The sequence below is a fragment of the Gulosibacter sediminis genome, assembly GCF_023370115.1.
GTDB classification, from domain to species: domain Bacteria; phylum Actinomycetota; class Actinomycetes; order Actinomycetales; family Microbacteriaceae; genus Gulosibacter; species Gulosibacter sediminis_A.
The window spans coordinates 1,784,644-1,810,383 of the sequence record NZ_CP097160.1; the positions used below are offsets into that span (position 1 = coordinate 1,784,644).

Genomic DNA, 25,740 nt, shown 5'->3' on the forward strand with positions numbered 1-25,740 from the left:
TTATCTTAGGCACCCGGAAACCACCGCGGGCGCCGCCTCCGGAAGGGGTGGCTGCGGCGCCCGGCACGGAAATGGTGGTGGTGCGTGGCTTCCGGACCGCGGCCGTGTCCGCGGCCCGGAAATCTGTGGGGTCTAGTAGTTCGGCAGCGCGAGCTCTTGGCCGGCCTGCACCGAGGAGCTCTCGAGCAGGTTGAGGCGCATGATCTCGTGCACGACGTCGCGCACGTCGTGGCCGTCGGCGATGTCGTCGGCGATGCTCCAGAGCGTCTCGCCCGCGAGCACCGTGTGGTGTTCGAACGTGGTTGCGGATGCGCTGCTCGTGTTCGAGGCGAGCGCGGCGGGAACCTGGGCGATGCCAACCCCGATGCCGAGGGCAACTGGAGCGAGCAGAACGGCGCCGAGCAGGCGACGACCACGGCTCGTGAGCCGCAGGCGGGGCTGCGCGGTGGCGCTGGTGCGTGCAGTGAGAGCAGTCATGTTGGTCGCTTCCTTTCGACGTGCATGCGAAGCGCATGCGAACATCTGTTTCGAATATAGATTCGACTTGTTCGAAAAGCAAACACTTTCTCGAAAATGAGGGCGACACGCTCGAAAAGATGTTTGAGTCCGGTGCTGATGCCACGTAGGGTGACTTCAACGGAACACAGCTGACCACGGGCCTACGACATGGCCGCGTGACCACCACCTCAGGAGGGCCGATGGCCAAGCAGATCAAGCCCCTGTCGGACACACAACAGCGCATTCTCTCGTTCATCGCGACGTTCCAGAACAGCAATGGCTTCGCCCCGAGCATCCGAGAGATCGGCGACACCGTGGGCCTGATCAGCTCCTCGTCGGTGGCCTATCAGCTCAACCAGCTCGAGAAGCGCGGCTACATTCGCCGCAACGCGAACCAGGCCCGCACCATCGAGCTGCTCGTGAACGTCGCCATCGACGAGGTCGAACCGAGCATCACGCCCGGCCCCACCGCGCTCGTGCCCCTCGTCGGGCGCATCGCGGCCGGCGTGCCGATCACGGCCGAGCAGCAAGTCGAAGAGGTCTTCCCGCTCCCCCGCCAGGTCGTCGGCGACGGCGAGCTGTTCCTACTGCTCGTGTCGGGCGACTCGATGATCGACGCCGCGATCTGCGACGGCGACTGGGTCGTCGTGCGACAGCAGCCAACCGCGAACAACGGCGACATTGTGGCCGCAATGCTCGACGGCGAGGCCACCGTGAAGGTGTTCCGCCAGCGCGACGGCCACACCTGGCTGCTGCCGCGCAACTCGAACTACGAGCCGATCCTCGGCGACGAGGCGACGGTGCTCGGCAAGGTCGTCGCGGTGCTGCGCTCGGTCTAGCCGCTCGCCCTAGTTCGTTGTCGTACTAGTTGTCGTAGTCGACCCGCGGCAGGCTCAGCACCCGTTCGGTCGACTCCTCGACGCGGGCGCGCGGCTTGTGCCGCACCGTGGGCTTCTTGCCCTCGGGCGCCGAGCGGCCGGCGACTCTGAACTCTTCGAACAGGCCCATCTGGTCGGGATGCACGCGGGCGCGCAGGTGCGTGCCGTCGGTGTCGTGCAGCTCGCGCAGCACGCCGCCCTGGTCGTGCAGCATCGACACGAGATCGCCGCGCTGGTACGGCACGACGAGTTCGACCTCGATCTCGCGCATCGGCAGCATCTCGGCGATGCGCTCCTGCAGCTCCTCGACGCCCTCCCCCGTGCGCGCCGAAACGAACACCGAGTTCGGCTCAAGGGCACGCAGCATGAGGCGCGTGTCGGCGTCGATGAGGTCGGCCTTGTTGAAGGCAATGAGCTCGGGCACGTCGCGCGAGTCGATCTCGGAGATGACCTCGCGCACCGTGCGAATCTGGCCCGCCGGGTCGGGGTGACTCGCGTCGACCACGTGCACGAGCACATCCGAATCGGCCACCTCTTCGAGCGTCGAGCGGAACGCCTCGACGAGCTGGTGCGGCAGGTTGCGCACGAAGCCGACGGTGTCGGCGAGCGTGTACGGCCGGCCCTCGGGCGTCTCGGTGCGGCGCACCGTCGCGTCGAGCGTCGCAAACAGCTGGTTCTCGACGAGCACGCCAGCGCGCGTGATGCGGTTGAGCAGCGACGACTTGCCCGCGTTCGTGTAGCCGGCGATCGCCACTGAGGGCACGAGGTTGCGACCGCGCTCGGCGCGCTTCGTGTCGCGCGAGGTCTTCATGCCGGCGATCTGGCGGCGCAGTCGCGCCATGCGGGTGTGGATGCGGCGGCGGTCGAGCTCGATCTTCGTCTCACCGGGGCCGCGCGAGCCCATACCTGCGCCGGCCGAACCGACCTGGCCACCGGCCTGTCGCGACATCGACTGACCCCAACCGCGCAGGCGCGGCAGGAGGTACTCGAGTTGCGCGAGTTCGACCTGCGCCTTACCCTCGCGGCTCTTGGCGTGCTGGCTGAAGATGTCGAGGATGACGGCGGTGCGGTCGATGACCTTCACCTTCACCTGGTCCTCGAGTGCGCGGCGCTGCGAGGGGGCGAGCTCGGTATCGGCGACGACGGTGTCGGCGCCAACCGAGCGGACGATGTCGGCGAGCTCCTCGACCTTGCCGCGCCCGAGATAGGTCGAGGCGTCGGGATGCGGGCGTCGCTGCAGGATGCCGTCGAGCACGGCCGCGCCGGCCGTCTCGCAGAGCGCGGCGAGCTCGTGCATCGAGTTCTCGGCGTCTTCGATCGTGCCGGCGGCGTAGACGCCGATGAGCACGACCTTCTCGAGGCGCACTTGGCGGTACTCGACCTCGGTGACGTCCTCGAGCTCGGTCGAGAGGCCGTCGACGTGCTGGAGCGATCGGCGCTCCTCGCGGTCGAGCTGGAGGCCGTCGGCATCACTGTGCGAGATGGTGTCGTCGTTCTGGAGCGCGCTGGCGCGCCGCTCGTCGTGGAACATCGTCGTGCGGCTGCGGTTTGGTTCGGCGCTGCGCAGAACTCGGTCGAGCAGCGATTCGGTCGCATCGTCGCGAGCGTCGTCAGAATTTGGGGCGCCGTTGGCGCTGGTTTCGTCTAGGGGCATGCTGCGACCAGGATACGCGCTGCGCTACGTTCGAAACATGTCTGAGCACTACTTTGCCGCGCAGCCCACAGCGAACGCGAACCAGCGCGAGATCGACGTAGTGCTGCAGGGGCGCGAGGTTCGCCTCGCCACCGCGAGCGCCGTGTTCTCGGCCGACCGACTCGACAAGGCCACGCGCATCCTGCTCGACCACGTGCCCGCGCCGCCCGAGACCGGCACGGCCCTCGACATCGGCTGCGGCTGGGGCCCCATCAGCCTGAGCCTCGGCCTCGCCTCTCCGCAGCTCGACGTGTGGGCGCTCGACGTGAACGAACGCGCCCTCGAGCTCACCGCCACGAACGCGAAGCGGCTCGGCCTCGACCGCGTGCGGGCGGTCAAAGCCGAGCAGCTGCCGGCGGAGCTTGAGTTCGACGTGATCTGGTCAAACCCGCCCATCCGTATCGGCAAGGAAGCGCTCGATGAACTGCTGCTGACGTGGCTGCCACGGCTGCGCGTCGGCGGCGAGGCCTGGCTCGTGGTGGGCAAGAACCTCGGCGCCGACTCGCTGCAGCGACGACTCGCCGAGGCCCTCGGTGCGGGGTACGAGGTCTCGCGCCCGCGCACCGACGGCGGGTTCCGCATCCTGCTCGTCAAGCGCGTGAGCTAGAACCCGCCCATGACGCGCTCGAGGCGGGCGTAGCTCTGCTCCATGCCGTCGACCATGCCGGTCGCGAGGATCGTGTCGCGAACCTCTTCGCTCTCGTACTCGACAACGAGGGTGACGAGCGTCGCGCCGTCCTCCTCGAAGAGGTGGAGGTCGTTCACGTTCGTCGGCCCCTCGGTGCCGATCATGCGCTCAGTCGAGACGAGGCGGCTCTCGGGCTCGATGAGCAGGTTCTCGCCCTCGAAGCCGAAGCCCTCGCCCTCGGTGTCGCCGACGGGGGCCCACTCGGTGCGCTGCTTGCCGCCGACCGTGAGGTCGATTTCGCAGACGGTCATCTCCCAGCCATCCGGGCCGAGCGCCCACCGCCGTTGCAGCTCGGGCTCGGTGTAGGCGCGCCACACGAGGTGCCGCGGGCCGTTGATGAGGCGGGTGATGCGCGCGTACGTCTCGCTGAGGAGCTCGAGCGTCGTGCCCTTGCCCTCGGCAAACTCGCGGAGGTCTTGCAGCACCGCGTCGAGCTGGTTGAAAGCGAGCTTCGAGCCCTCGACGCCGCCCATGGCGACGATCTGTTCGAGTGCCTCATGCGACTCGAAGTGGGTCACGTTGGTGAAGCGCGTGCCCTTGCCGTTCGGCTCGAATGCGTAGGTCACGCGCATCTGCGGCAGCTCGGTCTGCGGGTTGCCGGTGTCGTCGGTGAACATGTCGAGCACCGTGAAGCTCTGCCCCTCGGTCACCTCGATGAACTCCCACGCTCCCGCGGAGGTCTCACCCTTCGGCCCGGTCATGTGATATTGGGCCTTGCCGCCCGGGCGCAGGTCGAACTCGGTGAATGTGGCGGGCCACGTGGGCGGCCCGAAGAAGCGGTTGAGCTGTTCGGGAGTCGTGAACGCCTGCCAAACTCGCGACACGGGGGCGGCGAATTCGGCGACGAGCGTCATGGTCAGGTTTTCGGTGTCGATGGTGGTGTCGGTGACCGGCATGAGCTTTCCTTCGGTTGGGCCGTGCGGTGGGGCAGATCAGGCGGAGGTGTTGGGGTCGGATGGCTTCGGGTCCTCGGCGAGCAGCTCGTCGAGTCTGGCGATGCGGGCGCGCCACATCGCCTCGTATTGGGCGAGCAGGGTGCGCGCTCTGGCGATCATGTCGGGGTTCGCTCGGATTCGGCGTTCGCGGCCCTCGGCACGTTTGATGACGAGCTCGGCACGCTCGAGCACGCTGAGGTGCTTGTGCACCGCGGCGAACGACATGTCGTACTCGCGGGCGAGCTCCGAGACCGATCGCTCGGCCTCGAGCGTGCGCCGGAGCATGTCCCGCCGCGTCGTCTGAGACAGGGCGTGAAAGATGCGATCCATTTGCTCATCGGTGAGCTCGATTCGTTCAACCATTTGGTTATACGTTAGGGTGCGCGGATGCCCGTGGCAAGAGCCGGATGCTGGCAGCTTGCTGAGTGGGTCGCCTTCGACCGCGGATGCTCACAGCACGACGATGCCCGGGTCACCTTCGCGGTGACCCGGGCATCGTCGTGAGTGCGGCGTGCGCCTACGCCTGGGTGCGGCGGCGCAGCACGAGCACGGCGCCGAGCACGACCGTCGCGGCGGCGAGCAGGCCGAGCGGCAGCACCTGCGCACCGGTCGTCGCGAGCGAGTCGTCGCTGCCATCAGCGGCCGCTGTGCTCGTCGACGTGGCGGAAGCCGATGCACCCGGTGCGGTGGTCTCGGGGCCGTCCGTTGCCTGCTCGGTCTCGGCCGGGGTCGACGCGGTCGGCGCGGGGGTCGGCTCGGCGCCCGCCTCGACCGTCAGCGGCACGCGGACGAGAGTGCCCGCATCCGCCACCTCGAGCTCAATCGTGGCGTCGCCCGCGTCAGCCTCGGGCAGCGCGAACGAGATGTCGGCAGCCCCGTCAACGGCCGTGAACGAGCCGAGCTCGATGCGCGTGCCGTCGGCGGTCACGAGGGTGCCCGTGATCTCGCTCGCGAGCGGGGTGCCCGCCGAGGTGAGGTCGAGGTCGCCAAGCGCGAAGGTGACCTGCTCGCCGGCCGCGACCGGAGCATCCGGCGCACCCGTCAGCTGCACGCTGCGGCGCGAGAAGTCGGGCGCAATTGCGTCGCCCTCGAGCGAGTCGGCGAACGCGTCGCGGAACATGTCGAGGTCGATGCGGCCGGTGTCGGTCTTCGAGATCGCGTCCTGGAACACCGGGAAGCCGGTCGTGCCGCTCGCGAGGAAGCCGTAGGTGATGATGCTGTAGACCTCGTCGGGGTCGATCAGCGCGCCCTCGAAGTAGACGTCGCTCACCTTGTTACCGAACTCCGCCTCGGGGTCGTAGGTGTAGGTGAGGTTGCTCGAGAACGAGATGTGCGTGTAGCTGCCGTCCTCGCGGAACTGCTGCTCGATGAGCGTGCGCACCTGCTCGCCCGTGAGTTCGACGACGAACTGGTTGTTCACGAACGGCATGACGGCCTGGAGCTCGGAGTAGCTGACGACGCCGTCCTCGCCGTAGAGCAGGTCGGCGCGCACGCCGCCGGCGTTGCCCATGCCGATCTGGGCGCCGTACTGCTCGCCCTCCTGCACCATCATGTCGGTGACGAGGTTGCCGAGGGCCGATTCGCCCGGGTAGCTCGTGTCTTCGGCGGCGACGCCCTCGCGGGTGATGTCGGTCGTGATGTTGCCGACGGGCACGCCGCCGAGCACCTCGGCGTCGGCGAGCGCGTCGTTGACGATGTCGTTCACCTCGGCGACGACGGGATAGGTCGCGATGAGCTCGTCGGTCGGGGTCGTGGTGCGTGCGCGCAGCTCGCTCGTGAAGTCGACGACCTCGCCGCTCGCCGGGTCGTAGGTGACCTCGATGACGCCGATGTTGTTCATGTACTCACCGGTCTGGATGACCGGGCGGGTGGCGCCGGTCTCCTCGACCGTGTCGGTCCAGTTGTAGACGCGGTGGGTGTGTGCGTTGAGCACGACGTCGACCGCCGGCGTGAGCTCGGTGTCGATCTGCTGGATGAGCCCGGGCTTCGCACGCTCGGAGTCCCAGGTCGCGCCCTCGGGCTCGCCAGCGGTGGCGCCGTCGTGGAAGTCGGCGACGATGAGGTCGACGTCGTCTTCGATCTCGGCGGCCACGCGGTTCACTGCCTCGACGGCGTCGCCGACCTGCAGACCGTCGAAGGCCTCGGCCGACACGAGGGTCGCGAGGTCTTCGGGCGCGGTGCCGATGACGCCGATGCGCAGGCCGCCGCGCTCGACGATCTTGTAGGAGTCGAGCACCGTGTTGCCGGCCTCGTCGTAGATGTTCGCGGCGAGGAGCGACTGGCCGAGGTACTCCTCGATGCGCTCGACGTCGGCGAGGCCCTTGTCGAACTCGTGGTTACCGGCGGCGATCGCGTCGACGCCGACGGTGTTGAGGACGTCCATGATCGGCTCGTCGTTCGCGATCGACGAAGCGAACAGGCTCGCGCCCTGGTTATCGCCCGCGCTGATGAGCACCGAGTCGGGGTTCTCGGCCCGCGCCTGTTCGATCGTGCCCGCCCAAGGCACCGTCATGGCGCCGATGCGGCCGTGAACGTCGTTCACGGTGATCAGCTGCACCGTCACGGTGCCATCTTCGTTAACCGTCTGCGCCATCGGCGACGCGGCCTGGGCCACGGCGGGAGTACCCGCCGCGACGAGTGCCGCGGTCGCGAGGAGGGCGGAGAGTTTGCTTGCTACGCGCATCGCTGCTCCGATTCTCAGTCAAGGGCGGCGACCCCGCCCACGACGATCGAGCCTAGAGAACGGGCGGATACGCGATGTGGCCCTGCGGTTACGGGATGGTTACCGAGCGCGCCGCAGCTCGTCGAGTTCGAGCTCGCCGTCGAACGAGAGCTCGGCCGCGCCGGCGAGGCCGACGTGCTCGCCCTCCTCGGTGGGGAACATGCGCACCTGCAGCGTGCCGCCGCGCACCTCGACCTGCCAGTTGTTCGGCGCGCCCGCGCCAGCCCAGTGCCGCACCGCGAGCGCGGTCGCGACGACGCCGGTGCCGCACGAGAGCGTTTCGCCGGAGCCCCGCTCGAACACGCGCATCTGCACGCGGCCGACGCCGTCGCGCACCATCGGCTCACTCGGCACGACGAACTCGATGTTGGCGCCGTCGACCGGCTCGGGGTCGAGCGCCGGCTGGCGGCCGAGCTCGAGCTGCTCGAGCTCGTCGACGCTCGCGAGGGCGACGACGACGTGCGGGTTGCCGACATTGATGCCGAGGCCGGGCCGGGCGACGTCGAGGCCGGATGCGCTGACGACAGGTTCGCCGCCGGCGAGGCGCCAGCGGCCCATGTCGACCTGGAAGCCGCCGGTGCCCGTGCGCTGCACATCCTTCACGCCGGCGCGGGTGCCGATCGCGAGCGTCTCCCCCGGCGCGAGCCGCGCGAGGCCGCGCTCGGTGAGGAAGCGGGCGTAGGCGCGCACGCCGTTGCCGCACATCTCGGCGATCGAGCCGTCGGCGTTCGCGTAGTCCATGAACCACTCGGCCTCGGGCGCCTCGGCGAGGATCTCCTCGCCCTCGGGCAGCTTGGCGCTGCGCACGGCGCGGATGTAGCCGTCGGCGCCGACGCCGAAGTGGCGATCGCAGAGCCGTGCGATCTCGTCAGGCGTGAGGTTCAACTCACCGTCGGGGTCGGCAATGAATACGAAGTCGTTGCCGGTGGCCTGGCCCTTGGTGAACTGCACGCGCGTCATGCCCCCATTTTCTCCCGAATCGGTTGAGTGGTCGATTTTTGTAGTGCTGGCGGCGCCAGCACTACAAAAATCGACCACTCAACCGATTGCGAAGTGGGTGACGGATTGGGTGGCGGCGCCCGGGGCCGTCGCGTCGAGTCGGAGGGCCGTGTCGTAGCGGCGGAACCAGGAGACCTGGCGGCGGGCGTACTTCCGGGTGAGCGCCTGCGCCTGCGCGATCGCCTCGTCCTGCGTCAGCTCGCCGCGCAACTGGGCGGCCGCCTGCGCGTAGCCGATGGCCTTGCCCGCCGTGGTGTCGTAGCTCAGGCCACGCTCGACGAGGCTGGCCGTTTCGTCGACCAGGCCGTCGCGCCACATGTCCTCGACCCGCGCATCCAACCGCTGCACGAGCTCGGCGCGCGGCGTCTCGGCGAGCACCATCGCCGTCGGCCGCCACCACGAATCCTGCTCGGGCAGCTGCGCCGAGAACTTCTCGCCGGTGACCTTGATCGCCTCGAGGGCGCGCACGACCCGACGGCCGTTCTTCGGGTCGATGCGCTCGGCCGCCTCGGGGTCGAACTCCTGCAGCCGCCGGAACAGCATGCCCGGCCCCCACTGCTCAAGCTCGGCCTCGAGGGCGGCGCGCACCTCGGGATCGCGGCCGGGGAAGCTCAGGTCGAACACGACCGAGGCGAGGTAGAGCCCCGAGCCACCGACGAGAATCGGCACGGCCCCGCGCCCGATGATCTCGTCGATGCACGCCCGCGCGAGCGGCTGGTACCAGGCCACCGTCGAGGGCTCGGTCACGTCGAGCACGTCGAAGAGGTGGTGCGGAATGCCCCGGCGCTGGTGCGGCGGCAGCTTCGCCGTGCCGATATCCATGCCGCGGTAAAACTGCATCGCGTCGACGTTCACGATCTCGGCCGCTCGCCCGGCGCGCGCCAACTCCTCAGCGACGTCGAGCGACAGACCCGTCTTGCCGGTGCCCGTCGCCCCGCCGATGACGATGAGCTCGGCGGCTACTGCCACTTCGACGGCGAGACGGGCGCGCCCACTCGCAGGGTCGGCAGGCCAAGGTTGACGGCGCGGCCACCCTCGGCCGCCGTGTCGCCGGTGCCGCAGGACGCGGCCTGCGCTGCGTCCCAGGCGTCGCCCGCGCGCGTGCGACGGATGCGCAGGGGCGCGTTGCCGTCGGCGAGCAGGTAGCTCGGGGCGCCGCGCGTGATCTCGACGGTGACGACGTCGCCCGGGCGCGGCTGCTCGCCGCCCTCGGGCAGCGCGAAGTGCACGAGGCGGTTGTCTTCGGCGCGGCCGGTGAGGCGGTGCGTCGCGCCATCCTTCTTGCCCTCGTCGACCGAGACGAGCACCTGCTGCGTCGTGCCGACGAGCTTCTCGTTCTCTTCGAGCGAGATACGCTGCTGCAGCTCGAGCAGGCGCTCGAAGCGCTCCTGCACGACCTCCTTCGGCACCTGGTTCGGCATCGTCGCGGCGGGCGTGCCCTCGCGGATCGAGTACTGGAACGTGAAGGCGCTCGCGAAGCGCGACGCCTCGACGACCCGCATCGTCTCTTCGAAGTCCTCTTCGGTCTCGCCGGGGAAGCCAACGATGAGGTCGGTCGTGATCGCGGCGTGCGGAATCTGCTCGCGCACGCGGTCGAGAATGCCGAGGAACTTCTTCGAGCGGTACGAGCGGCGCATCTCGCGCAGCACGCGGTCGGAGCCCGACTGCAGCGGCATGTGCAGCTGCGGCATGACGTTGGGGGTCTCGGCCATCGCGGCGATGACGTCGTCGGTGAAGGCGGCGGGGTGCGGGCTCGTGAAGCGCACGCGCTCGAGGCCCTCGATCTCGCCGGTGGCGCGCAACAGCTTCGAGAACGCCTGGCGGTCGCCGAAGTCGACGCCGTACGAGTTGACGTTCTGGCCGAGCAGGGTCACCTCGATGGCGCCCTGGTCGACGATCGCGCGCACCTCGCTGAGCACGTCGCCCGGGCGGCGGTCCTTCTCTTTTCCGCGCAGCGACGGCACAATGCAGAAGGTGCAGGTGTTGTTGCAACCGACCGAGATCGACACCCAGCCCGAATAGGTCGAGTCGCGCTTCGTGGGCAGCGTCGACGGGAACGTCTCGAGGGCCTCGAGCAGCTCGACCTGCGCCTCTTCATTGTGGCGGGCGCGCTCGAGCAGCACCGGCAGCGAGCCCATGTTGTGCGTGCCGAAAACGACGTCGACCTGCGGCGCCTTGTCGACGATCTGCTGCTGCTCCATCTGCGCGAGGCAGCCGCCGACGGCGATCTGCATGCCCTCGTGCTCGCGTTTGCGGCTCGCGAGCTGGCCGAGGTTGCCGTAGAGCTTCGTGGCGGCGTTCTCGCGCACGGCGCAGGTGTTGATGACGATGACGTCGGCGTCTTCGGTATCGGCCTCGACGTAGCCGGCGGCGAGCAGCGAGCCGGTGATGCGCTCGGAGTCGTGCACGTTCATCTGGCAGCCGAGCGTGCGCACGTAGAAGCTCCGTGGCGAGCCATCGGCGTTGCGGGAGGCGTCGGACGGAGCGATAGCGGTGGCCGTTTCAGTCATGATTCGGCAATTCTACCGGCGGCAGGCCGGTTTCGGCGGGCGCGCGGCGACGTTCACCAGCAGATACAGAAGGGATGCCCGGCCGGGTCGGCATAGACCCGAAACCCCTCGGGCGCGGTCACGTCCTCATGCGCCTGCAACAGGCGGGCGCCGAGCGCGAGCACCTCGGCCTCGGCCGACGCGACCTCAGACTGTTCGACGTAGATGTCGAGGTGCGCCTGTTGCTGCTGGCGCGCTGGGTTGTCGCTCGGCCATTCGGGGGCGACGTGGTCGGGCGCCTGCTGCACGGCGATGATCGTGCGGCCGTCGACCTTGACGGTGCGCCAGTCGTCCCAATCGGGTTCGTCACCCACCTCGCCGTTGAACACGGCGGCCCAGAACGCGGCCTCCGCAAGGTGGTCGGCGGCGTCGAGCGCAATATAGTGCTGCGTAACCTTCATGGCCGAGAAGCTAGTCTTCGGGACTGGATGCGCGGTGCACGTCGCGCCCAGCGACGCGGCACCGTGAGCCCGTAGTTTTGATGGCATGGCCGCATCGCTTCGCTCTCTGCTTGACCAGCTCGGCAACTCCCGCTCGACCCTCTTCGGCGTCACCTCGTCGGCCGCGCTCGCGGCCCTCGCGCTCGTCGAACCGCGGGGCGCAGCCACGACCCGCAAGCTGCTCTACCGTGGCGCAATCGGTGCCGTGGCCGCCTGGTCGGCCGTCGCCGCGCTGCGCTCCGAACGGCCGCAGCCCGTCAGAGGCAAGGCCTTGGGCGCCGTCGCCGCGGGCTTTGCCGTGGCGTCGGCCACCGTCTCGCCGCTCACCGAACGGCTCGACGCGAAGCTCGTCGACCGGCTCGCCCGCGGCGGCGTTCGACGGCCCCGCGTCGTACTCGCCGCGGCGAATGGGGCGCTCAGCCTCGGTGCCTGGGTGCTCGACCGGCGTTCTGCTCCCGCGGACCCGGCCGGCGCCGATGCTTCGATCGCCGCGACCGAGGCCGCGGCCGCCGAGGCCCCGCTGCGCTCAAGGATCGTCGTCAGCGCGGTCGTGCTTCGCGACGACGCGGGCCGCGTGCTCACGGTGCGCAAGCGCGGCACGCAGCGCTTCATGTTCCCGGGCGGCAAGCCCGAGCCCGGTGAGACGACCGAGCAGACGGCCGTCCGCGAGGTGCGCGAGGAGCTCGGTATCGACCTCGATGCGGCGCAGCTCACTCACCTCGGCGACTTCGAGACCGACGCGGCCAACGAGCCGAACCACACCGTCGTCGCGAGCGTGTTCGAGCATCCGTTCGTCGAAGGCGTCGCGGTGAACGCCGAGATCGACGAGCTCGAGTGGGTCGCGCTCGACGCCGAGCGCGCCGATCTCGCGCCACTGCTGGCGGATGCGGTGTTCCCGGCCCTGCGCGAGCGCTAGCCCCGCGCCGCGGCCACGAGGCACTCGACGAACGCGGCGGCGGCCGCGGATTCGACGCCGCCCGGCGCCGTCACGGCGACGAGCTGCGAGCGCAACTCGGTGTCGATGGTGACGGCGCGGATCGACACGGGCAGCTGCTCGCGCACGGTCTCGGGCAAAACGGTGATGCCCTCCCCCGCCGCGACGAAGCCGAGGCCCGTCTCCTCGTGCACGACCTTATGGGCGTACCGCAGCTGCCTGCACGCCGGCGCGAGCGCCGCGTGCACGAGGTCGACGAAGCCCGCCATGAGGTGGCGCGGGTAGCCGATGAGCGGATGCTCGACCACCTCAGCGGGCGTGACCAACTCAGCCGCCGCGAGCGCGTGGTCGCGCGGAACGCAAGCGACGAGGCGCTCGGAGCGCAACGGTGTCGAGGCATACAGCGCGCTCGCGGCGGGGTCGCGCACGATGCCGGCGTCGAGCTGCCCCTCCTGCACCCGCTCGATTTGTTCGCTCGTCGTGAGCGGCAACAATTGCGGCTCGACGTGTGGCCGTAATTCGCGAAAGCGTCGCAACCCCGCGGGCAACAGGGTGTAGCTCGCCGAGCTCACGAAGCCGATCGACACGCGGCCGCGCAGGCCGAGCTGCACCTCGTCAAGCCCGGTCAGGGCTTCGTCGAGCAGCGGCAGCACCTGCGCGAGCCGCTGCTGCAGCTCGAGCCCGGCGGCGGTGAGCTCGACCCGCCGCGTCGAGCGGTCGAGCAGCGGCAGCCCGAGCTCGTCCTCGAGCTTGCGCAGCTGCACGCTCAGCGGCGGCTGCGACATGTGCAGCCGCTCGGCCGCGCGGCCGAAGTGGAGTTCCTCGGCGAGCACCGAGAAGTACCGAAGCTGGCGGAGTTCCATCCCCAAACGATAGCGGAACACTATTAATCGGCGTGACATAAGTATTGGACATCGAACCTATCGACCGATGTACTTATCCCACGCGCCGCGACGGCCACGAACGGTGGTCGCGACAGGCCGAGACGGGTGGGCACACACTATGACGGAGCAGGACTCGACGCAGGTGCTGATCATCGGCGCGGGTTTGATGGGCTCGGCCGCGGCGCATCAGCTCGCCGTACGGGGCACCGAGGTGACGGTCGTCGAGCGCGACACCGCCGCGAGCGAGCACGGCAGCTCGCACGGCTCGGCCCGCATCTTCCGCTACGCCTACCCCGACCCGTTCTACACGCGCCTCGTCGACCAGGCGCGTGGCCGCTACGACGAGCTCGAACGCCTCGCGGGCCAGCAGCTCATCACCCCCGGCGGCGCCCTCGACTTCGGCACCCTGCGCGACCCGCGCCACCTCGCGGGCGTGCTCGACGAGGTCGGCATCGACCACGAGTTGCTGCCCGCGTCGGCCGCGGCCGAGCGCTGGCCCGGCATCAACTTCGACACGGAGGTGCTCTGGCAGCCGGGCGGCGGGGTCATCGACGCCGAGTCGACCGTGCGCGCGCAGCTGCGCCTCGCGACGGATGCGGGTGCCCGCCTCATCGAGCGCTGGGAGGCCGCGAGCATCCGCCGCGACGGCACCAGCTACGTCGTCACCTCGACGACTGGCGCCACGATTCGCGCGGCGCAGGTCGTCATCGCCGCGGGCGCATGGCTCTCGAAGCTGCTCGTCGAGACCGAGCTGCCGAGCGCCTTCATCGACCGACTCCCCCAGGCGGTCGTGACCCAGGAGAACGCCTACCACTTCCCATACCGTGACGCGGCCGATATCGGCGAGCCCAAGCCGGGGGCCCCGACGAGCTGGCCGACATTCATCCACAAGTCCGAGCGCATCCTTACCTACAGCCTGCCCGGCGGTCGCGACGCCAATTTCCGCGGCCAGAAGCTCGCCGAGTTCCTCGGCGGCACGCCGATCACCGACGGCAGCACGCAGACCGGCGAGATCGACCCCGCAAACCGCGAGCGCATCATCGACTACGTGCGCGAGCAGGTGCCGGGCCTCGTGCCCGAGCCCTACGCCGAGACGACGTGCCTGTTCACGATGTTGCCCGAGGAGGACTTCCTCCTCGACGCGGCCGAGGGCCTCGTCATCGCCTCGCCCTGCTCGGGTCACGGCGCGAAGTTCGCGCCGCTCCTCGGCGAATTCATCGCCGAGCTCGTCTTCGGCGCGACCGCGCACCCGCGCTTCGCCGTGACCTCGCCGGCCTGGGCGGTGACCCGATGAGCACGCCCACCGCAGACCTCCTCGCCGAGCTCGCCGAGATCGGTCGCGACCCGGTTCGCGGCGGCTACACCCGCCCCGGCCTCGGCGAGGCCGAGCTCGAGCTGCGCAGCTGGTTCATCGAGCAGGCCACCCGCCGCGGCCTCGAGGTCGAACTCGACCGCAACGGCATCGTCTGGGCTTGGTGGCTCCCTGCGAGCGGCGACCGCGCCGGCGCCGTGATCACCGGCAGCCACCTCGACTCGGTGCCAGGCGGTGGCGCCTACGACGGCCCGCTCGGCGTCGTCAGCGCACTGCGCGCCTTCGACCTCCTTCGCGAGGCCAACGAGTATCCAGCCCGGCCGCTCGCACTCGTCGTTTTCCCCGAGGAGGAGGGCTCGCGCTTCGGCGTGCCCTGCCTCGGCAGCCGCCTCGTCTCGGGCGCACTGACACCCGAACGCGCGCGCAGCCTCGCGGATGCGGACGGCGTCACCTTCCCCGACGCGGCCCGTGCGGCTGGCATCGATCCCGACGCGATCGGCCCCGACCCGGAGCGCTTCGCCGACATTCATGCCTTCGTCGAACTCCACGTCGAGCAGGGCCGCGGGCTCGAGGATCTCGGGCGGCCGGTCGCGGTCGGCCGCTCGATCCTCGCGCACGGCCGCTGGCACGTCGAGATCCGCGGCCGCGGCGACCACGCCGGCACGACCCGAATGCAGGACCGCCAGGACCCGGTCGTGGTGCTCGCCGACGCGATCCTCGCCGTGCGCGAGGCGGCCGAGCAGACGCCCGACGCACGGGGCACCGTCGGTCGCCTCCGCGCGATCCCCGGCGGCACGAACGTCATCGCCTCGCAGTCCGATCTCTGGTTCGACCTGCGCCACCGCGACGAGTCGGTCGTGCGTGAGCTGCTCGCGCAGATCACCGAGCGCATCCGCGCCGCAGCCGAGCGGGAAGGCTGCACCGTCGAGCTGCAGGAGGAATCGTTCAGCGGCGAGGTGCGTTTCGACGCCGGGCTCCGCGCGCAGCTCGAGGCGGCGCTGCCGGATGCCCCCGTGCTCGACACCGGCGCCGGGCACGACGCCGGCGTGCTCGCGAGCGTGATTCCCACCGGGATGCTCTACGTGCGAAACCCCTCGGGCACCTCGCACGCCCCCGACGAGGGCACCTCCGACGAGGATGCCGAGGCCGGATCGATCGCCCTCGCAACCGCCCTGGAGGCCCTGATGCGCTAATCGCGCGGCACCACGAGCGCACCGAGATTCCCTTTCGCCTACTTGGCGGAAGGTGATCTCGGTGCGCTTTTGTTTTCCCTGGTCAGAGCGCATTTATCTCACCTCATCGTTATCATTTCGTTACCGATTTGATTTGGTTTCAACTTGATGTTGCACGCAAACTATCTTCAAGTATTCACGCAAAGCAAAGGCGGAATTGTCATGGAGACAACGTCAGCGATCAACACCATGTGGGTCCTCGTGACCTGTGTGTTCATGGTGCTCATGGTGCCCGGGCTCGCCCTCTACTACGGCGGGATGTCCCGCACGAAGAACGTGCTCAACAGCATCATGATCGTGCTCGGCGGCTTCGCCGTCGGTGCGGTGCTGTTCGTGGTGTTCGGCTACAGCTTGATCCTCGGCAACTCGGTCGGCGGCCTCGGCATCATCGGCGACGTCACCGAGGCCCTCGGCATCCAGTCGATTCTCTCGGGCACGCCCGACGAGGGTGTTGCCTCGGCCGTCGCGACCGCCGCGTTCCACCTCATGTTCGCCGGCCTCGCCACCGCGATCGTCGCCGGCGCGATCGAGGGCCGCATGAAGTTCGGCGCCTGGCTGCTCTTCGCGGGCCTCTGGGTCACCCTCGGCTACTTCCCCGTCGCGCACTGGGTGTTCTCGTTCAGCTCGGAGGACGGCAGCCACATCGGTGGCTGGATCGTCAACAACCTCGGCGTGCACGACTTCGCCGGCGGCATTGCTGTGCACACAAACGCCGGCGCCGCCGCGCTTGCCCTCTCGATCGTGCTCGGCCGCCGCAAGGGCTTCCCGACCCCCGGCCGCCCGGGCAACGTGCCCTTCATCGTGCTCGGCGCGTGGCTGCTCGCCTTCGGCTGGATGGGCTTCAACGCCGGCTCGACCGGTGCGATGAACGAGTTCGCCGCCCTGGCAATCCTCAACTCGCTCGCCGCGCTCTGCGCCGGTCTGCTCGTCTGGCTCATCATCGAGCGCAGCCACCGCGGCGCCACCACGACGGCCGGCGCCGTGACCGGTCTGCTCGGCGGCCTCGTCGCGGTCACGCCGGGCGCCGACATTCTCTCGCCCGTTGGTGCGCTCATTGTCGGCGGCGTCGGCGCCGCGGTCGCCTACTGGGCGGTCGGCCTCAAGGCTCGCTTCGGCTACGACGACGCGCTCGACGCCGTTGGCGTGCACCTCGTGCCCGGCCTCGTGGGCAGCGCCCTGCTCGCCTTCCTCGCCGACCCGGCCGCCGGCGGCGGCGCGAACACCGAGTTCGTCGGCATCCTCTACGGCGGCAGCTGGTCGTTCCTAGGCTCTCAGCTCATCGGCATGGTCTCGGTCGCGATTTACACCTTCGTCATCTCGTACGTCATCGCGATCGTGCTCAAGCGCACCATCGGCCTGCGCGTGCCCGAGGCGACCGAGATCTCGGGCCTCGACCAGCCCATCCACGCCGAAACCGCCTACGTCGGCACCGACGAGCGCTAAGCCGCCGCGCCCCACCGCTTCCAGCAAAGGACACTCCCGTGAAACTCATCACCGCAATTCTGCAGCCGAGCGTGCTCGTGCCCGTCAAGCTCGCCCTCGCCGAACACGGCGTCAAGGGCATCACCGTCACCGATGCGCGCGGCCGCGGCACGCAAGAGGGCAAGACCGAGTTCTTCCGCGGCCAGACCTACACCGTCGACTTCGTCGACAAGGTGCGCCTCGAGATCGTCGTCACCGATGAGACCGTCGACGCCGTCGTCGAGGCCATCGCCGACGCCGCTCGCACCGGCGAGATCGGCGACGGCAAGATCTGGGTCACCGACGTGGTCTCGGTCGTACGCGTGCGCACCGGCCAGACCGGCGACGACGCCATCAACTAACCGTCAGCATCCTTCACCCCGGCAATACTCAGGAGATTTCCCGATGACCTCGTCCACCCGCATCGACATGCTCTACCTCAACGAACCCGACATGATCGCCGCCGGCGTCACCGACATCAACGCCTGCATCGACGTGATGGAGGAGGTGCTCGTGCTCGTCGCCAAGGGCGCGTACCGCATGGCGGGCAACACCGCGAACTCGCACGGGGCGATGATCACGTTCCCCGCGAGCTCACCCTTCCCCGAGATGCCGACCGACGCGGCCGACCGCCGCTTCATGGCGATGGATGCGTACCTCGGCGGCCGCTTCGACGTCGCCGGCGTGAAGTGGTACGGCTCGAACATCGACAACCGCGAGCAGGGCCTGCCGCGCTCGATCCACCTCATCGTGCTCAACGACCCGACGACGGGCGCGCCGTTCGCGATTATGTCGGGGAACCTCGAGAGCGCCTACCGCACCGCTGCCGTGCCGGGCGCCGCCGCGCGCAAGCTCGCCCCGGAGAATGCCGAGTCAATCGGACTCATCGGTCCCGGCGCGATGAACAAGTCGGCGCTCGACACCTTCGTCAAGGTGCGCCCGAGCCTCACCACCGTGCGCATCCAGGGCCGCCGCCGCGTCACCTCCGAGCGCTTCGCCGGCTTCGTGCGCGAGAACTTCCCCCAGTTCACGACGATCGAGGTCGTCGACACTGCCGAGGAGGCCGTGCGCGAGTCGGACATCGTCAGCGTCGCGGTCACCGGCCTCGTCGGCTCGGAGAACTACCCGTACATCAACGGCGACTGGATCAAGCCCGGCGCGTTCCTCAGCTTGCCGGCGAACCTGAAGATGGACAAGGACTACACGCTCAGCGGCAAGGCCCGCCTCGTGGCCGACGCGAAGGCGATCTACGAGGCGTGGGCTGAGGAGTATCCGGCTCCCTCACACGAAACCGCGTTCGGCATGATCGGGCTCTACTGGCAAGACCTGATCGAACTCGGCGAGCTCGACGAGGCCCGCGTCGTGAACATCGGTGACGTGCTCGAGGGCACCGCCGAGGGCCGCGAATTCCCCGAGCAGCCGGTGCTGTTTAGCGTCGGCGGCATGGGCGTCGAAGACGTCGCGTGGGGCAAGACGGTGTACGAGAACGCCCTCAAGCAGGGTCTCGGCACCAAGCTCAACCTGTGGGATGCGCCGCACCTCGCGTAGCCCCACAGCCCCGCGCGACCACTGCCGCCGTCCCGACCGCACCTCGGGACGGCGGCATTGTGTGCAGCGCGAGTGTGGCCGGCCGTTGCCGATGATGACGACGTGAACCGGCCCAGCTGCTTTGCAGCCGCTGTGCGGGTTGCAGCTCTCTGGTGCGCGCCGCGCAGGAGGCCACCTCGAGCTCGTTTGGGGTCGACCATTCCGGGCGTGCGCCTCTCCCATGCGCCCTTCAGAAAACTGAGTACGCTCAGTCTTGTGAGCTTCACGCCGCAGCTGTCAGGACACGGACATCGTGCAGGCGGAGGGGAAATCGAGTCCCGTCGTGAGCAGAACATGCGCCTCAAGCGAGAGCAGATCTTTCGCGTCGCGTCTGACCTTCTGCGTGCGCGGGGGTTCTCGGGGGTGACAACGCAGGAGGTGTCGGCAGCGGCTGGGGTCGGGGCCGGCATCCTATTCCGCTCCGCGGCGACCGGGAGCGAGTTGATGCTCATGGTCTACAACGAGGCACTCCGGTCGTCGAGAGCTGAAGGCGCCGCGCGGGCGGCATCCACGGTGGATCCTGCCGCCGCCATCTTCGACCGCTTGTGCCCGCTCGTCGCCGCTGCCACACGGGTGCCGGCGACTAGTGCTGCCTATCAGCGGGCGTTACCCTTCGGCCCACACGACGCCAAGTTCCGGGCAGAAGGCATGGAGTTGATCTTCGCGCTCGAAGCGTCGCTGTCTGACACCCTGCGCCGCGCTGCACCACACCCCGGCGACAGAGAGGAGGCCCAGACACTCGCAGCCTGACTGACGAGCGGATACCTCGACCACGGCAAGCTCGGTGTCGCCACCGACATGCGCTTGCACACCTACAACTCACCCCAGTCCAGCAGCCAAACATTTCACGAGAGGACGTGCACAACAGATGTATTACAGCAGCGGAAATTACGAAGCCTTCGCTCGCCCCCGCAAGCCCGAGGGTGTCGAGAACAAGACCGCGTGGTTCGTCGGCGCAGGGCTCACCTCGATGGCATCGGCGGTGTTCATGATCCGAGACGGGCAACTCCCCGGAGAGAAGATCACCATCCTCGAGCGCCTCGACCTGCCCGGCGGCGCGCTGGACGGTATCAAGAAGCCAGAGAAAGGCTTCGTCATCCGCGGCGGACGCGAGATGGAGGACCACATGGAGTGCCTGTGGGATCTGTTCCGCACCATCCCGTCGCTCGAGGTCGACGGCTCCGTCCTCGACGAGTTCTACTGGCTCAACAAGGACGACCCGAACTACTCACTCAACCGGGTTACTCACCGGCAGGGCGAGGAGTTCGCCACCAACAACGAGTTTGGCCTGAGCGAGCAAGCTCAGAAGGAGATGGTCAAGGTCTTCCTCGCCTCGCGTGAGGAGATGGAAGGGAAGCGCATTGACGAGGTCTTCGGTGAAGATTTCCTGAGCAGCAACTTCTGGCTCTACTGGCGGACCATGTTCGCGTTCGAGAACTGGCACTCCGCCCTCGAGTTGAAGCTCTACCTGCACCGCTTCGTGCACCACATCGGCGGACTCCCCGACCTTTCGGCGCTGAAGTTCACGAAGTACAACCAGTACGAATCGCTCGTGCTCCCCATGTATCGGTGGCTCGTGGATCAAGGTGTGCGGTTCCAGTTCTCCACTGAAGTCACTGACATCGACTTCTCTTTCGACGGCGACCGCAAGCAGGCCACCCGGATCCACTGGACGAATGACGGCGTGCCTGGCGGCGTCGACCTCGGCCCCGACGACCTGGTGCTCGCCACGATCGGTTCGCTCACAGAGAACTCCAACGACGGAACGCACCACTCTGCCGCCCGGCTCGACGAAGGTCCCGCGCCGGCGTGGGACCTGTGGCGACGCATCGCGGCCAAGCACCCCTCGTTCGGCCGGCCCGAGGTGTTCGCCAGCGACATCCCGAAGACCAAATGGGAGTCAGCGACCGTCACCACCATCGGGCCTGAGATCCCGAGGTATATCGAGAAGATCGCCAAGCGCGACCCGTTCTCGGGCAACGTCGTCACCGGTGGCATCGTTACCGCGAAAGACTCGTCCTGGTTGCTCAGCTGGACAGTCAACCGCCAACCCCACTTCAAAGCGCAAGCACCCGATGAGATCGTCGTCTGGATCTACGGCCTGTTCGTGGACGTGCCCGGCGACTTCACCGGCAAGACAATGCAGGACTCGACGGGCGAAGAGATCACCCAAGAATGGCTCTATCACCTCGGCGTACCCGTCGAGGAAATCCCGGATCTCGCAGCAAACGGGGCGAAGACCGTGCCCGTCATGATGCCCTATGTCACCTCATTCTTCATGCCACGCACCAGCGGTGACCGCCCTGATGTGGTGCCTGAGGGCGCAGTGAACTTCGCGTTCATCGGCCAGTTCGCCGAAACCACGCGCGACACGATCTTCACCACCGAGTACTCGGTGCGTACTGGGATGGAGGCCGCATACCAGCTGCTGGGCATTGATCGCGGCGTGCCGGAGGTGTTCAATTCAACCTACGATCTCAGGTTCCTGCTCAAGGCCACCTCGCGCCTCCGCGACGGCGAGGAAGTGGAGCTGCCCGGCCCGAAATTCGTCGGCAACCGCATCATCAAACACCTCGACCACACTCAGATCGGACAACTCCTCACCGACTTCGGGCTCGTCCCAGAACTCGACGGCACGACGTCACGACCCCGTACCGACGACGCCATCTCCTGACTAGGAAGCACGGACTCATACCACCCAGCGAGCATCACCCCGTGCCGATCCCTGACACGAGGCGATGCTCGCTGGTCAGTCCCCGATTGTGCCGACATTGAAGCCGTCCTGGATCGCGTCCAGCTCCTCGCGGTCGACGATGTACCGCGCGACCACTGCCGCCGTCCCGACCGCACCTCGGGACGGCGGCATTGTATTCAGCGTTCGGCTGCCCTAAGGTTGCCGATTATGAAGATTTCCTAGTGTCTCGGTTCGTGTGCGGCGCCCTGTTCGGGCAGGCCCGGCGAACCTTCTCGATTGGCGCATCGCGCCGACGTACGCGCGATCACTGCGCGGAAGGCACAGGCAATTGACCCACTCAACGACTCTTCATTCGACGCACCACAAGGGCGCCCACCTGCAGGCGCGCGAGCTCACGGTGCTCCGTGGCGAGCGGCGCGTGCTCGACCGTTTCGATCTTCGCGTTAGCCCCGGCGAGCGGGCGGGCCTCATCGGCGCGAACGGCGCCGGCAAGTCGACGCTGCTCTCAGCGCTCGCGGGCGAACTCGAGCTGGCCGACGGTGACGTGACGGCCCCAGCCGAGCTCGGCTTCCTGCGGCAGGAGATGGAGCTGCCCGGCGATACGACGATCGACGCGGTCGTCGCGGCGGCCGTCGCGCCCATCCGCCAGCTCGAGGCACAGCTCGAGACCGCGGGCGTGGCGCTCGCCGGGGGCGATCCGGCCGCGGCCGACGGGTACTCGCGGCTGTTGGATGCGGCCGAGCAGCTCGGCCTCTGGGAGCTCGACGCGCGCATCGAGACAGTGCTTGCCGGCCTCCAGCTCGGCGGGCTCGATCGCGGCCGCCCCATTTCGGAGCTCTCGGGCGGGCAGCGGCACCGGCTCTCGGTCGCGGCCCTGCTGCTCGAGCAACCGACGGCGCTGCTGCTCGACGAGCCGACGAACCACCTCGACGCGGAGGCGCTCGCGTTTCTCGCGACGCAGCTGCGCGCGTGGCGCGGGCCGGTGTTGTTCGCCTCGCACGACCGCAGCTTTCTCGACGAGGTCGCGACCGTGATCATCGACCTCGACCCGACGCCGGCCGAGGAGGGGATCCGCCACGGCATGGTGCGCGGGCGCCGCTTCGGTGGCAACCTCACCCAATATCTCGCGACCCGACGCCGCGACGTCGTGCGGTGGACGCGCGAGTACGAGGACGAGCAGGCCGAGCGCGCCCGGCTTGCGCACGTCATCGACGTCGACGCGCGCGAGATCTTCCACACCGACCAGCCGCGCGGCGATTCACGCATCAACGCGAAGTTCGAGTCGGATCGCGCGGCGAAGACCGTCGGTGGCCGGCTTCGCCAGGCGCGGGCGCGCCTCGACGCGCTCGATCGCACGCCGGTGCCGGTGCCGCCGCGGCCGCTGAGCTTTGCGGGCTTCGCACGCGGTAGCGTCACGGGCGAGGGGATGCTCGCGCAGCTCACCGAGGCGGGCGTGCGAGGTCGCCTCGCGCCGATCTCGCTCGAGATCGAGGCAGGCAGCCGCCTGCTCGTCACCGGGCCGAACGGGGCGGGCAAGTCAACGCTGCTCGGCGTGCTCGCGGGCACGGTGCCGACGAGCTCGGGTGAGGCCCAGCATGGCCGGAGCATCCGCATGCTGCGCCAGGACGACGAGTGGTCCGACCTCTCGGTCACGGCCGCGGAGGCGTACAGGCGCTCGCTGCGGCACCCCGGGCGCGCCCCCTCGCTCGAGGAACTCGGGCTGCTGGATGCGGCGGCGTCGGAGCGCCCGCTCGGCAAGCTCTCGTATGGGCAGCGCCGACGCGTCGCCCTCGCGCCGCTCGTGGCGGAGCCGCCCGCGCTGCTGCTGCTCGACGAGCCGACGAACCACCTCGCGATCGAGCTTGTGTCGCAGCTCGAGGCCGCGCTCGAGGACTACCCGGGCGCGGTGGTGATCGCCTCGCACGACCGCTGGCTGCGCGAGCGGTGGCAGCACGGTCGGCTCGAGCTCGCGCCGGCGACGGCCTCGTGATGGCCGCAGCGTGCTACTTGAAGTGGGGCCCCGACGACTTGGGTGGCTGCAGCGCGAGGTGCACGACCTGGCTCACGACCGAGCCCGAGAAGCCTCGGCGGCCGAGGTAGCCATAGAGGCGACGCCGGGCGACCTCGGGGTCGAGGTCGCTCAGGCTGCGCGCCCGCTTCGTCGCGAGCTCGAGAGCGAGGTCGAACTCGCTCGAGTCGGAGGACTCGAGCGCGTCGTCGATGATGTCGCTGTCGAGCCCGCGCTGGCGCAGCTCGCGCGCCATGCCGGCGCGGCCGAGCCCCTTGCGGGCGAGCTTGCCGGTGACGAGTTGCTCGGCGAGGCGTTCGTCGTCGAGGTAGCCGTAGCCACGGAGGCGGTCGAGCACCTCGCCGCGCTGCGCCTCGTCAAGCTCGGTGTTTATTTGCAGGTGCGCGTCGCACTCCTGCGCCGACTTCGGGCTGCGCGCGAGCACGCGCGTGAGCCGCTGCACGCCGTCTTCGATCGCTTCCTCGCCGGTGAGCGGCGGGGTTGTCTCGGCGCCCTCGTCGGGCTCGGCATTGCTGAAGCCCACGCGCTTTCCGCCCCGGCCGCGCGCCCAGGCGCCCGCGCCAGTCTGCGTGCCGCGACGAACCTCATCGCCGCCAGCGGGCTGTGCGTCGTCGTCATCAGTTGGCGCGAATCGCGGACCCGCAGACTTCGCAGACTGCCGGGCACCCCACGGCGCCGGCTGCGACGGCGCGGAGTCTGGCGAAACGGCCTGTTGCGATAGCGACGCCGACGGCAGCGCCGTGACGTTCGACCGGGGTGCGTCGCCCAGCTCGGCTGCTTGCTCTGATGCGCCCTGCTCGACGCTCGTGATGCGGGCGCGCAGCCGGTCGAGCTGTGTCGCTTTGTCGGCCTCGCTGAGGCCACCGCCAGCACCCTCAGGGGCGGCATCGGCGGCCGCGGCGGGGCGGCCGGGGAACGCGATGACCGGGGCGAGCCCGTCGTCGCCGCGGTTCGGATCGTTGGTCATCTAAGAACACCTTCCGTGAGATGTGGGCGAACGCGTCGATGCGTCATCGTTCGACGCATCGAAGTGGGGCGGGCATCGTCACGAATGACCATGCCCGCCCCGGAATCAACTACGCGATGCGTTCGATGATCTCGCCGGTTGCCTCGTCGTAGACGGGCTCGTCAGCCTCGGCCTCGGCGCCCTGGCGGACGCCGAGCTTCACGAGGATCTTGTCTTCGATCTCGAGCGCGACGTCGTCGTGCTCCTTGAGGAAGCGACGCGCGTTCTCTTTACCCTGGCCGAGCTGGTCGCCCTCGTAGGTGAACCACGAGCCCGACTTGGTGACGATGCCGTGCTCGACGCCGAAGTCGATGAGCGAGCCCTCGCGCGAGATGCCCTCGCCAAAGAGGATGTCGAACTCGGCCTGCTTGAAGGGCGGGGCCATCTTGTTCTTGACGACCTTGACGCGGGTGCGGTTACCGACGGCGTCGCCGCCGTCCTTCAGCGTCTCGATGCGACGAATGTCGAGGCGCACCGAGGCATAGAACTTCAGTGCCTTACCACCCGAGGTGGTCTCGGGGCTGCCGAAGAAGACGCCAACCTTTTCACGCAGCTGGTTAATGAAGATGGCGGTGGTCTTCGTCTGGCTGAGGCCACCCGTGAGCTTGCGCAGGGCCTGCGACATGAGGCGGGCCTGAAGGCCGACGTGGGCATCGCCCATTTCGCCCTCGATCTCGGCCTTCGGGGTGAGCGCTGCGACCGAGTCGATGACGACGAGGTCGACGGCGCCCGAACGCACGAGCATGTCGGTGATTTCGAGCGCCTGCTCACCCGTGTCAGGCTGCGAGACGAGCAGCTGGTCGATGTCGACGCCAAGCTTCTTCGCGTACTCGGGGTCGAGCGCGTGCTCGGCGTCGATGAACGCGGCGATGCCGCCCGCGCGCTGCACGTTCGCAATTGCGTGCAGGGTCAGCGTCGTCTTACCCGACGACTCCGGGCCGTAGATCTCGACGACGCGGCCGCGGGGCAGACCGCCAACGCCGAGCGCGACGTCGAGCGCGACCGAGCCGGTAGGGATGCTGTCAACGGGGGCGCGCTCTTCGCTGCCGAGTCGCATAACCGACCCCTTACCGAACTGGCGGTCGATCTGCGTCAGTGCGCTTTCGAGTGCTTTCTCGCGGTCTTTTGGTGCTGCCATTTTGGGTGCTCCTTGGAGTCGGTATGTTGTTGCCCACAGGCTGTCTTGCGCTGATGTAGA

The 25,740-nt window shown here is 68.7% G+C and carries 23 protein-coding genes; 11 read left to right on the plus strand and 12 right to left on the minus strand.

Annotated features, from left to right (window positions below; translation table 11 throughout):
• Window positions 1-132 precede the first annotated feature (132 nt).
• Window positions 133-477: a LysM peptidoglycan-binding domain-containing protein gene (locus M3M28_RS08275; protein ID WP_249386010.1), complete on the minus strand. Its 345-nt coding sequence runs from the start codon at window positions 475-477 to the stop codon at window positions 133-135.
• A 221-nt stretch (window positions 478-698) separates the two neighbouring features.
• Here M3M28_RS08275 and lexA point away from each other — a divergent pair, with 221 nt between their 5' ends.
• The gene (lexA, locus tag M3M28_RS08280; protein ID WP_249386011.1) at window positions 699-1,337 is read left to right on the plus strand and encodes a transcriptional repressor LexA; all 639 of its coding nucleotides are present in this window, start codon (window positions 699-701) and stop codon (window positions 1,335-1,337) included.
• A gap of 25 nt (window positions 1,338-1,362) precedes the next feature.
• Here lexA and hflX read toward each other — a convergent pair whose 3' ends face one another.
• Window positions 1,363-3,030 (minus strand): GTPase HflX, encoded by a 1,668-nt coding sequence (gene hflX, locus M3M28_RS08285; RefSeq protein ID WP_431193837.1) that lies wholly within the window; start codon window positions 3,028-3,030, stop codon window positions 1,363-1,365.
• A gap of 37 nt (window positions 3,031-3,067) precedes the next feature.
• Between hflX and M3M28_RS08290 the strand changes: the two genes are divergently transcribed.
• Window positions 3,068-3,676 (plus strand): class I SAM-dependent methyltransferase, encoded by a 609-nt coding sequence (locus M3M28_RS08290; RefSeq protein ID WP_249386012.1) that lies wholly within the window; start codon window positions 3,068-3,070, stop codon window positions 3,674-3,676.
• Here M3M28_RS08290 and M3M28_RS08295 read toward each other — a convergent pair.
• The 7 genes from M3M28_RS08295 to M3M28_RS08325 form a co-directional block, all read right to left on the minus strand.
• Window positions 3,673-4,653, minus strand: coding sequence for an SRPBCC family protein (locus M3M28_RS08295; protein ID WP_249386013.1), 981 nt, complete (start codon window positions 4,651-4,653; stop codon window positions 3,673-3,675). The genes M3M28_RS08290 and M3M28_RS08295 overlap by 4 nt on opposite strands.
• Before the next feature lie 36 nt (window positions 4,654-4,689).
• Window positions 4,690-5,055 carry an ArsR/SmtB family transcription factor gene (locus M3M28_RS08300; RefSeq protein WP_249386014.1) on the minus strand — a complete coding sequence of 122 codons (366 nt, stop codon included), beginning with the start codon at window positions 5,053-5,055 and terminating at the stop codon, window positions 4,690-4,692.
• 154 nt (window positions 5,056-5,209) lie between these two features.
• On the minus strand, window positions 5,210-7,375 hold the full coding sequence (locus M3M28_RS08305; protein WP_249386015.1) for a bifunctional metallophosphatase/5'-nucleotidase: 2,166 nt from the start codon (window positions 7,373-7,375) through the stop codon (window positions 5,210-5,212).
• A gap of 99 nt (window positions 7,376-7,474) precedes the next feature.
• The gene (dapF, locus tag M3M28_RS08310) at window positions 7,475-8,374 is read right to left on the minus strand and encodes a diaminopimelate epimerase (protein WP_249386016.1); all 900 of its coding nucleotides are present in this window, start codon (window positions 8,372-8,374) and stop codon (window positions 7,475-7,477) included.
• A 78-nt stretch (window positions 8,375-8,452) separates the two neighbouring features.
• Window positions 8,453-9,382 carry a tRNA (adenosine(37)-N6)-dimethylallyltransferase MiaA gene (miaA, locus tag M3M28_RS08315; protein WP_249386017.1) on the minus strand — a complete coding sequence of 310 codons (930 nt, stop codon included), beginning with the start codon at window positions 9,380-9,382 and terminating at the stop codon, window positions 8,453-8,455.
• The gene (miaB, locus tag M3M28_RS08320; protein WP_249386018.1) at window positions 9,373-10,923 is read right to left on the minus strand and encodes a tRNA (N6-isopentenyl adenosine(37)-C2)-methylthiotransferase MiaB; all 1,551 of its coding nucleotides are present in this window, start codon (window positions 10,921-10,923) and stop codon (window positions 9,373-9,375) included. Before miaB ends, miaA begins: the two co-directional genes overlap by 10 nt.
• Window positions 10,924-10,976: 53 nt before the next feature.
• On the minus strand, window positions 10,977-11,363 hold the full coding sequence (locus M3M28_RS08325; RefSeq protein ID WP_249386019.1) for a VOC family protein: 387 nt from the start codon (window positions 11,361-11,363) through the stop codon (window positions 10,977-10,979).
• Between the two features lie 85 nt (window positions 11,364-11,448).
• Here M3M28_RS08325 and M3M28_RS12760 point away from each other — a divergent pair, with 85 nt between their 5' ends.
• On the plus strand, window positions 11,449-12,318 hold the full coding sequence (locus M3M28_RS12760; protein WP_349305324.1) for an NUDIX hydrolase: 870 nt from the start codon (window positions 11,449-11,451) through the stop codon (window positions 12,316-12,318).
• On the opposite strand, the gene M3M28_RS08335 is transcribed toward M3M28_RS12760, so the two are convergent.
• A complete protein-coding gene (locus tag M3M28_RS08335) occupies window positions 12,315-13,199 on the minus strand; it encodes a LysR family transcriptional regulator (protein ID WP_249386020.1) in 885 nt (294 codons plus the stop codon). The two genes, M3M28_RS12760 and M3M28_RS08335, sit on opposite strands and share 4 nt — an antisense overlap.
• Before the next feature lie 139 nt (window positions 13,200-13,338).
• Between M3M28_RS08335 and M3M28_RS08340 the strand changes: the two genes are divergently transcribed.
• The 8 genes from M3M28_RS08340 (at window position 13,339) to M3M28_RS08375 (ending at window position 23,497) form a co-directional block, all read left to right on the plus strand.
• Window positions 13,339-14,514: an FAD-dependent oxidoreductase gene (locus M3M28_RS08340; protein ID WP_249386021.1), complete on the plus strand. Its 1,176-nt coding sequence runs from the start codon at window positions 13,339-13,341 to the stop codon at window positions 14,512-14,514.
• A complete protein-coding gene (locus tag M3M28_RS08345) occupies window positions 14,511-15,725 on the plus strand; it encodes an allantoate amidohydrolase (protein WP_249386022.1) in 1,215 nt (404 codons plus the stop codon). The genes M3M28_RS08340 and M3M28_RS08345 overlap by 4 nt, the downstream gene beginning before the upstream one ends.
• 201 nt (window positions 15,726-15,926) lie before the next feature.
• Window positions 15,927-17,207 carry an ammonium transporter gene (locus M3M28_RS08350; protein ID WP_249386023.1) on the plus strand — a complete coding sequence of 427 codons (1,281 nt, stop codon included), beginning with the start codon at window positions 15,927-15,929 and terminating at the stop codon, window positions 17,205-17,207.
• A gap of 38 nt (window positions 17,208-17,245) precedes the next feature.
• Window positions 17,246-17,587, plus strand: a complete 342-nt coding sequence (locus M3M28_RS08355) for a P-II family nitrogen regulator (protein ID WP_249386024.1) — start codon at window positions 17,246-17,248, stop codon at window positions 17,585-17,587.
• 43 nt (window positions 17,588-17,630) lie between these two features.
• Window positions 17,631-18,773, plus strand: coding sequence for a tyramine oxidase subunit B (locus tag M3M28_RS08360; protein ID WP_249386025.1), 1,143 nt, complete (start codon window positions 17,631-17,633; stop codon window positions 18,771-18,773).
• A 255-nt stretch (window positions 18,774-19,028) separates the two neighbouring features.
• Window positions 19,029-19,562 carry a TetR/AcrR family transcriptional regulator gene (locus tag M3M28_RS08365; protein ID WP_249386026.1) on the plus strand — a complete coding sequence of 178 codons (534 nt, stop codon included), beginning with the start codon at window positions 19,029-19,031 and terminating at the stop codon, window positions 19,560-19,562.
• Between the two features lie 118 nt (window positions 19,563-19,680).
• A complete protein-coding gene (locus M3M28_RS08370; protein ID WP_249388028.1) occupies window positions 19,681-21,486 on the plus strand; it encodes an oleate hydratase in 1,806 nt (601 codons plus the stop codon).
• 349 nt (window positions 21,487-21,835) lie between these two features.
• Window positions 21,836-23,497: an ABC-F family ATP-binding cassette domain-containing protein gene (locus tag M3M28_RS08375; protein ID WP_249386027.1), complete on the plus strand. Its 1,662-nt coding sequence runs from the start codon at window positions 21,836-21,838 to the stop codon at window positions 23,495-23,497.
• 13 nt (window positions 23,498-23,510) lie between these two features.
• Here M3M28_RS08375 and M3M28_RS08380 read toward each other — a convergent pair whose 3' ends face one another.
• Together M3M28_RS08380 and recA are read right to left on the minus strand one after the other, a co-directional pair.
• Window positions 23,511-24,503 (minus strand): regulatory protein RecX, encoded by a 993-nt coding sequence (locus tag M3M28_RS08380; RefSeq protein WP_249386028.1) that lies wholly within the window; start codon window positions 24,501-24,503, stop codon window positions 23,511-23,513.
• Between the two features lie 109 nt (window positions 24,504-24,612).
• Window positions 24,613-25,680 carry a recombinase RecA gene (gene recA / locus M3M28_RS08385; RefSeq protein WP_193127934.1) on the minus strand — a complete coding sequence of 356 codons (1,068 nt, stop codon included), beginning with the start codon at window positions 25,678-25,680 and terminating at the stop codon, window positions 24,613-24,615.
• Window positions 25,681-25,740: the final 60 nt, after the last annotated feature.

Coding starts and splice junctions, on each gene's coding strand:
- M3M28_RS08335 (WP_249386020.1), bottom strand. CDS start 13,199: ATGGAACTCCGCCAGCTTCGGTACTTCTCGGTGCTCGCCGAGGAACTC.
- M3M28_RS08360 (WP_249386025.1), top strand. CDS start 17,631: ATGACCTCGTCCACCCGCATCGACATGCTCTACCTCAACGAACCCGAC.
- M3M28_RS12760 (WP_349305324.1), top strand. CDS start 11,449: ATGGCCGCATCGCTTCGCTCTCTGCTTGACCAGCTCGGCAACTCCCGC.
- M3M28_RS08340 (WP_249386021.1), top strand. CDS start 13,339: ATGACGGAGCAGGACTCGACGCAGGTGCTGATCATCGGCGCGGGTTTG.
- M3M28_RS08325 (WP_249386019.1), bottom strand. CDS start 11,363: ATGAAGGTTACGCAGCACTATATTGCGCTCGACGCCGCCGACCACCTT.
- M3M28_RS08295 (WP_249386013.1), bottom strand. CDS start 4,653: ATGCCGGTCACCGACACCACCATCGACACCGAAAACCTGACCATGACG.
- M3M28_RS08350 (WP_249386023.1), top strand. CDS start 15,927: ATGGAGACAACGTCAGCGATCAACACCATGTGGGTCCTCGTGACCTGT.
- dapF (WP_249386016.1), bottom strand. CDS start 8,374: ATGACGCGCGTGCAGTTCACCAAGGGCCAGGCCACCGGCAACGACTTC.
- lexA (WP_249386011.1), top strand. CDS start 699: ATGGCCAAGCAGATCAAGCCCCTGTCGGACACACAACAGCGCATTCTC.
- hflX (WP_431193837.1), bottom strand. CDS start 3,030: ATGCCCCTAGACGAAACCAGCGCCAACGGCGCCCCAAATTCTGACGAC.
- M3M28_RS08305 (WP_249386015.1), bottom strand. CDS start 7,375: ATGCGCGTAGCAAGCAAACTCTCCGCCCTCCTCGCGACCGCGGCACTC.
- M3M28_RS08300 (WP_249386014.1), bottom strand. CDS start 5,055: ATGGTTGAACGAATCGAGCTCACCGATGAGCAAATGGATCGCATCTTT.
- M3M28_RS08275 (WP_249386010.1), bottom strand. CDS start 477: ATGACTGCTCTCACTGCACGCACCAGCGCCACCGCGCAGCCCCGCCTG.
- M3M28_RS08345 (WP_249386022.1), top strand. CDS start 14,511: ATGAGCACGCCCACCGCAGACCTCCTCGCCGAGCTCGCCGAGATCGGT.
- M3M28_RS08370 (WP_249388028.1), top strand. CDS start 19,681: ATGTATTACAGCAGCGGAAATTACGAAGCCTTCGCTCGCCCCCGCAAG.
- miaB (WP_249386018.1), bottom strand. CDS start 10,923: ATGACTGAAACGGCCACCGCTATCGCTCCGTCCGACGCCTCCCGCAAC.
- M3M28_RS08380 (WP_249386028.1), bottom strand. CDS start 24,503: ATGACCAACGATCCGAACCGCGGCGACGACGGGCTCGCCCCGGTCATC.
- M3M28_RS08290 (WP_249386012.1), top strand. CDS start 3,068: ATGTCTGAGCACTACTTTGCCGCGCAGCCCACAGCGAACGCGAACCAG.
- recA (WP_193127934.1), bottom strand. CDS start 25,680: ATGGCAGCACCAAAAGACCGCGAGAAAGCACTCGAAAGCGCACTGACG.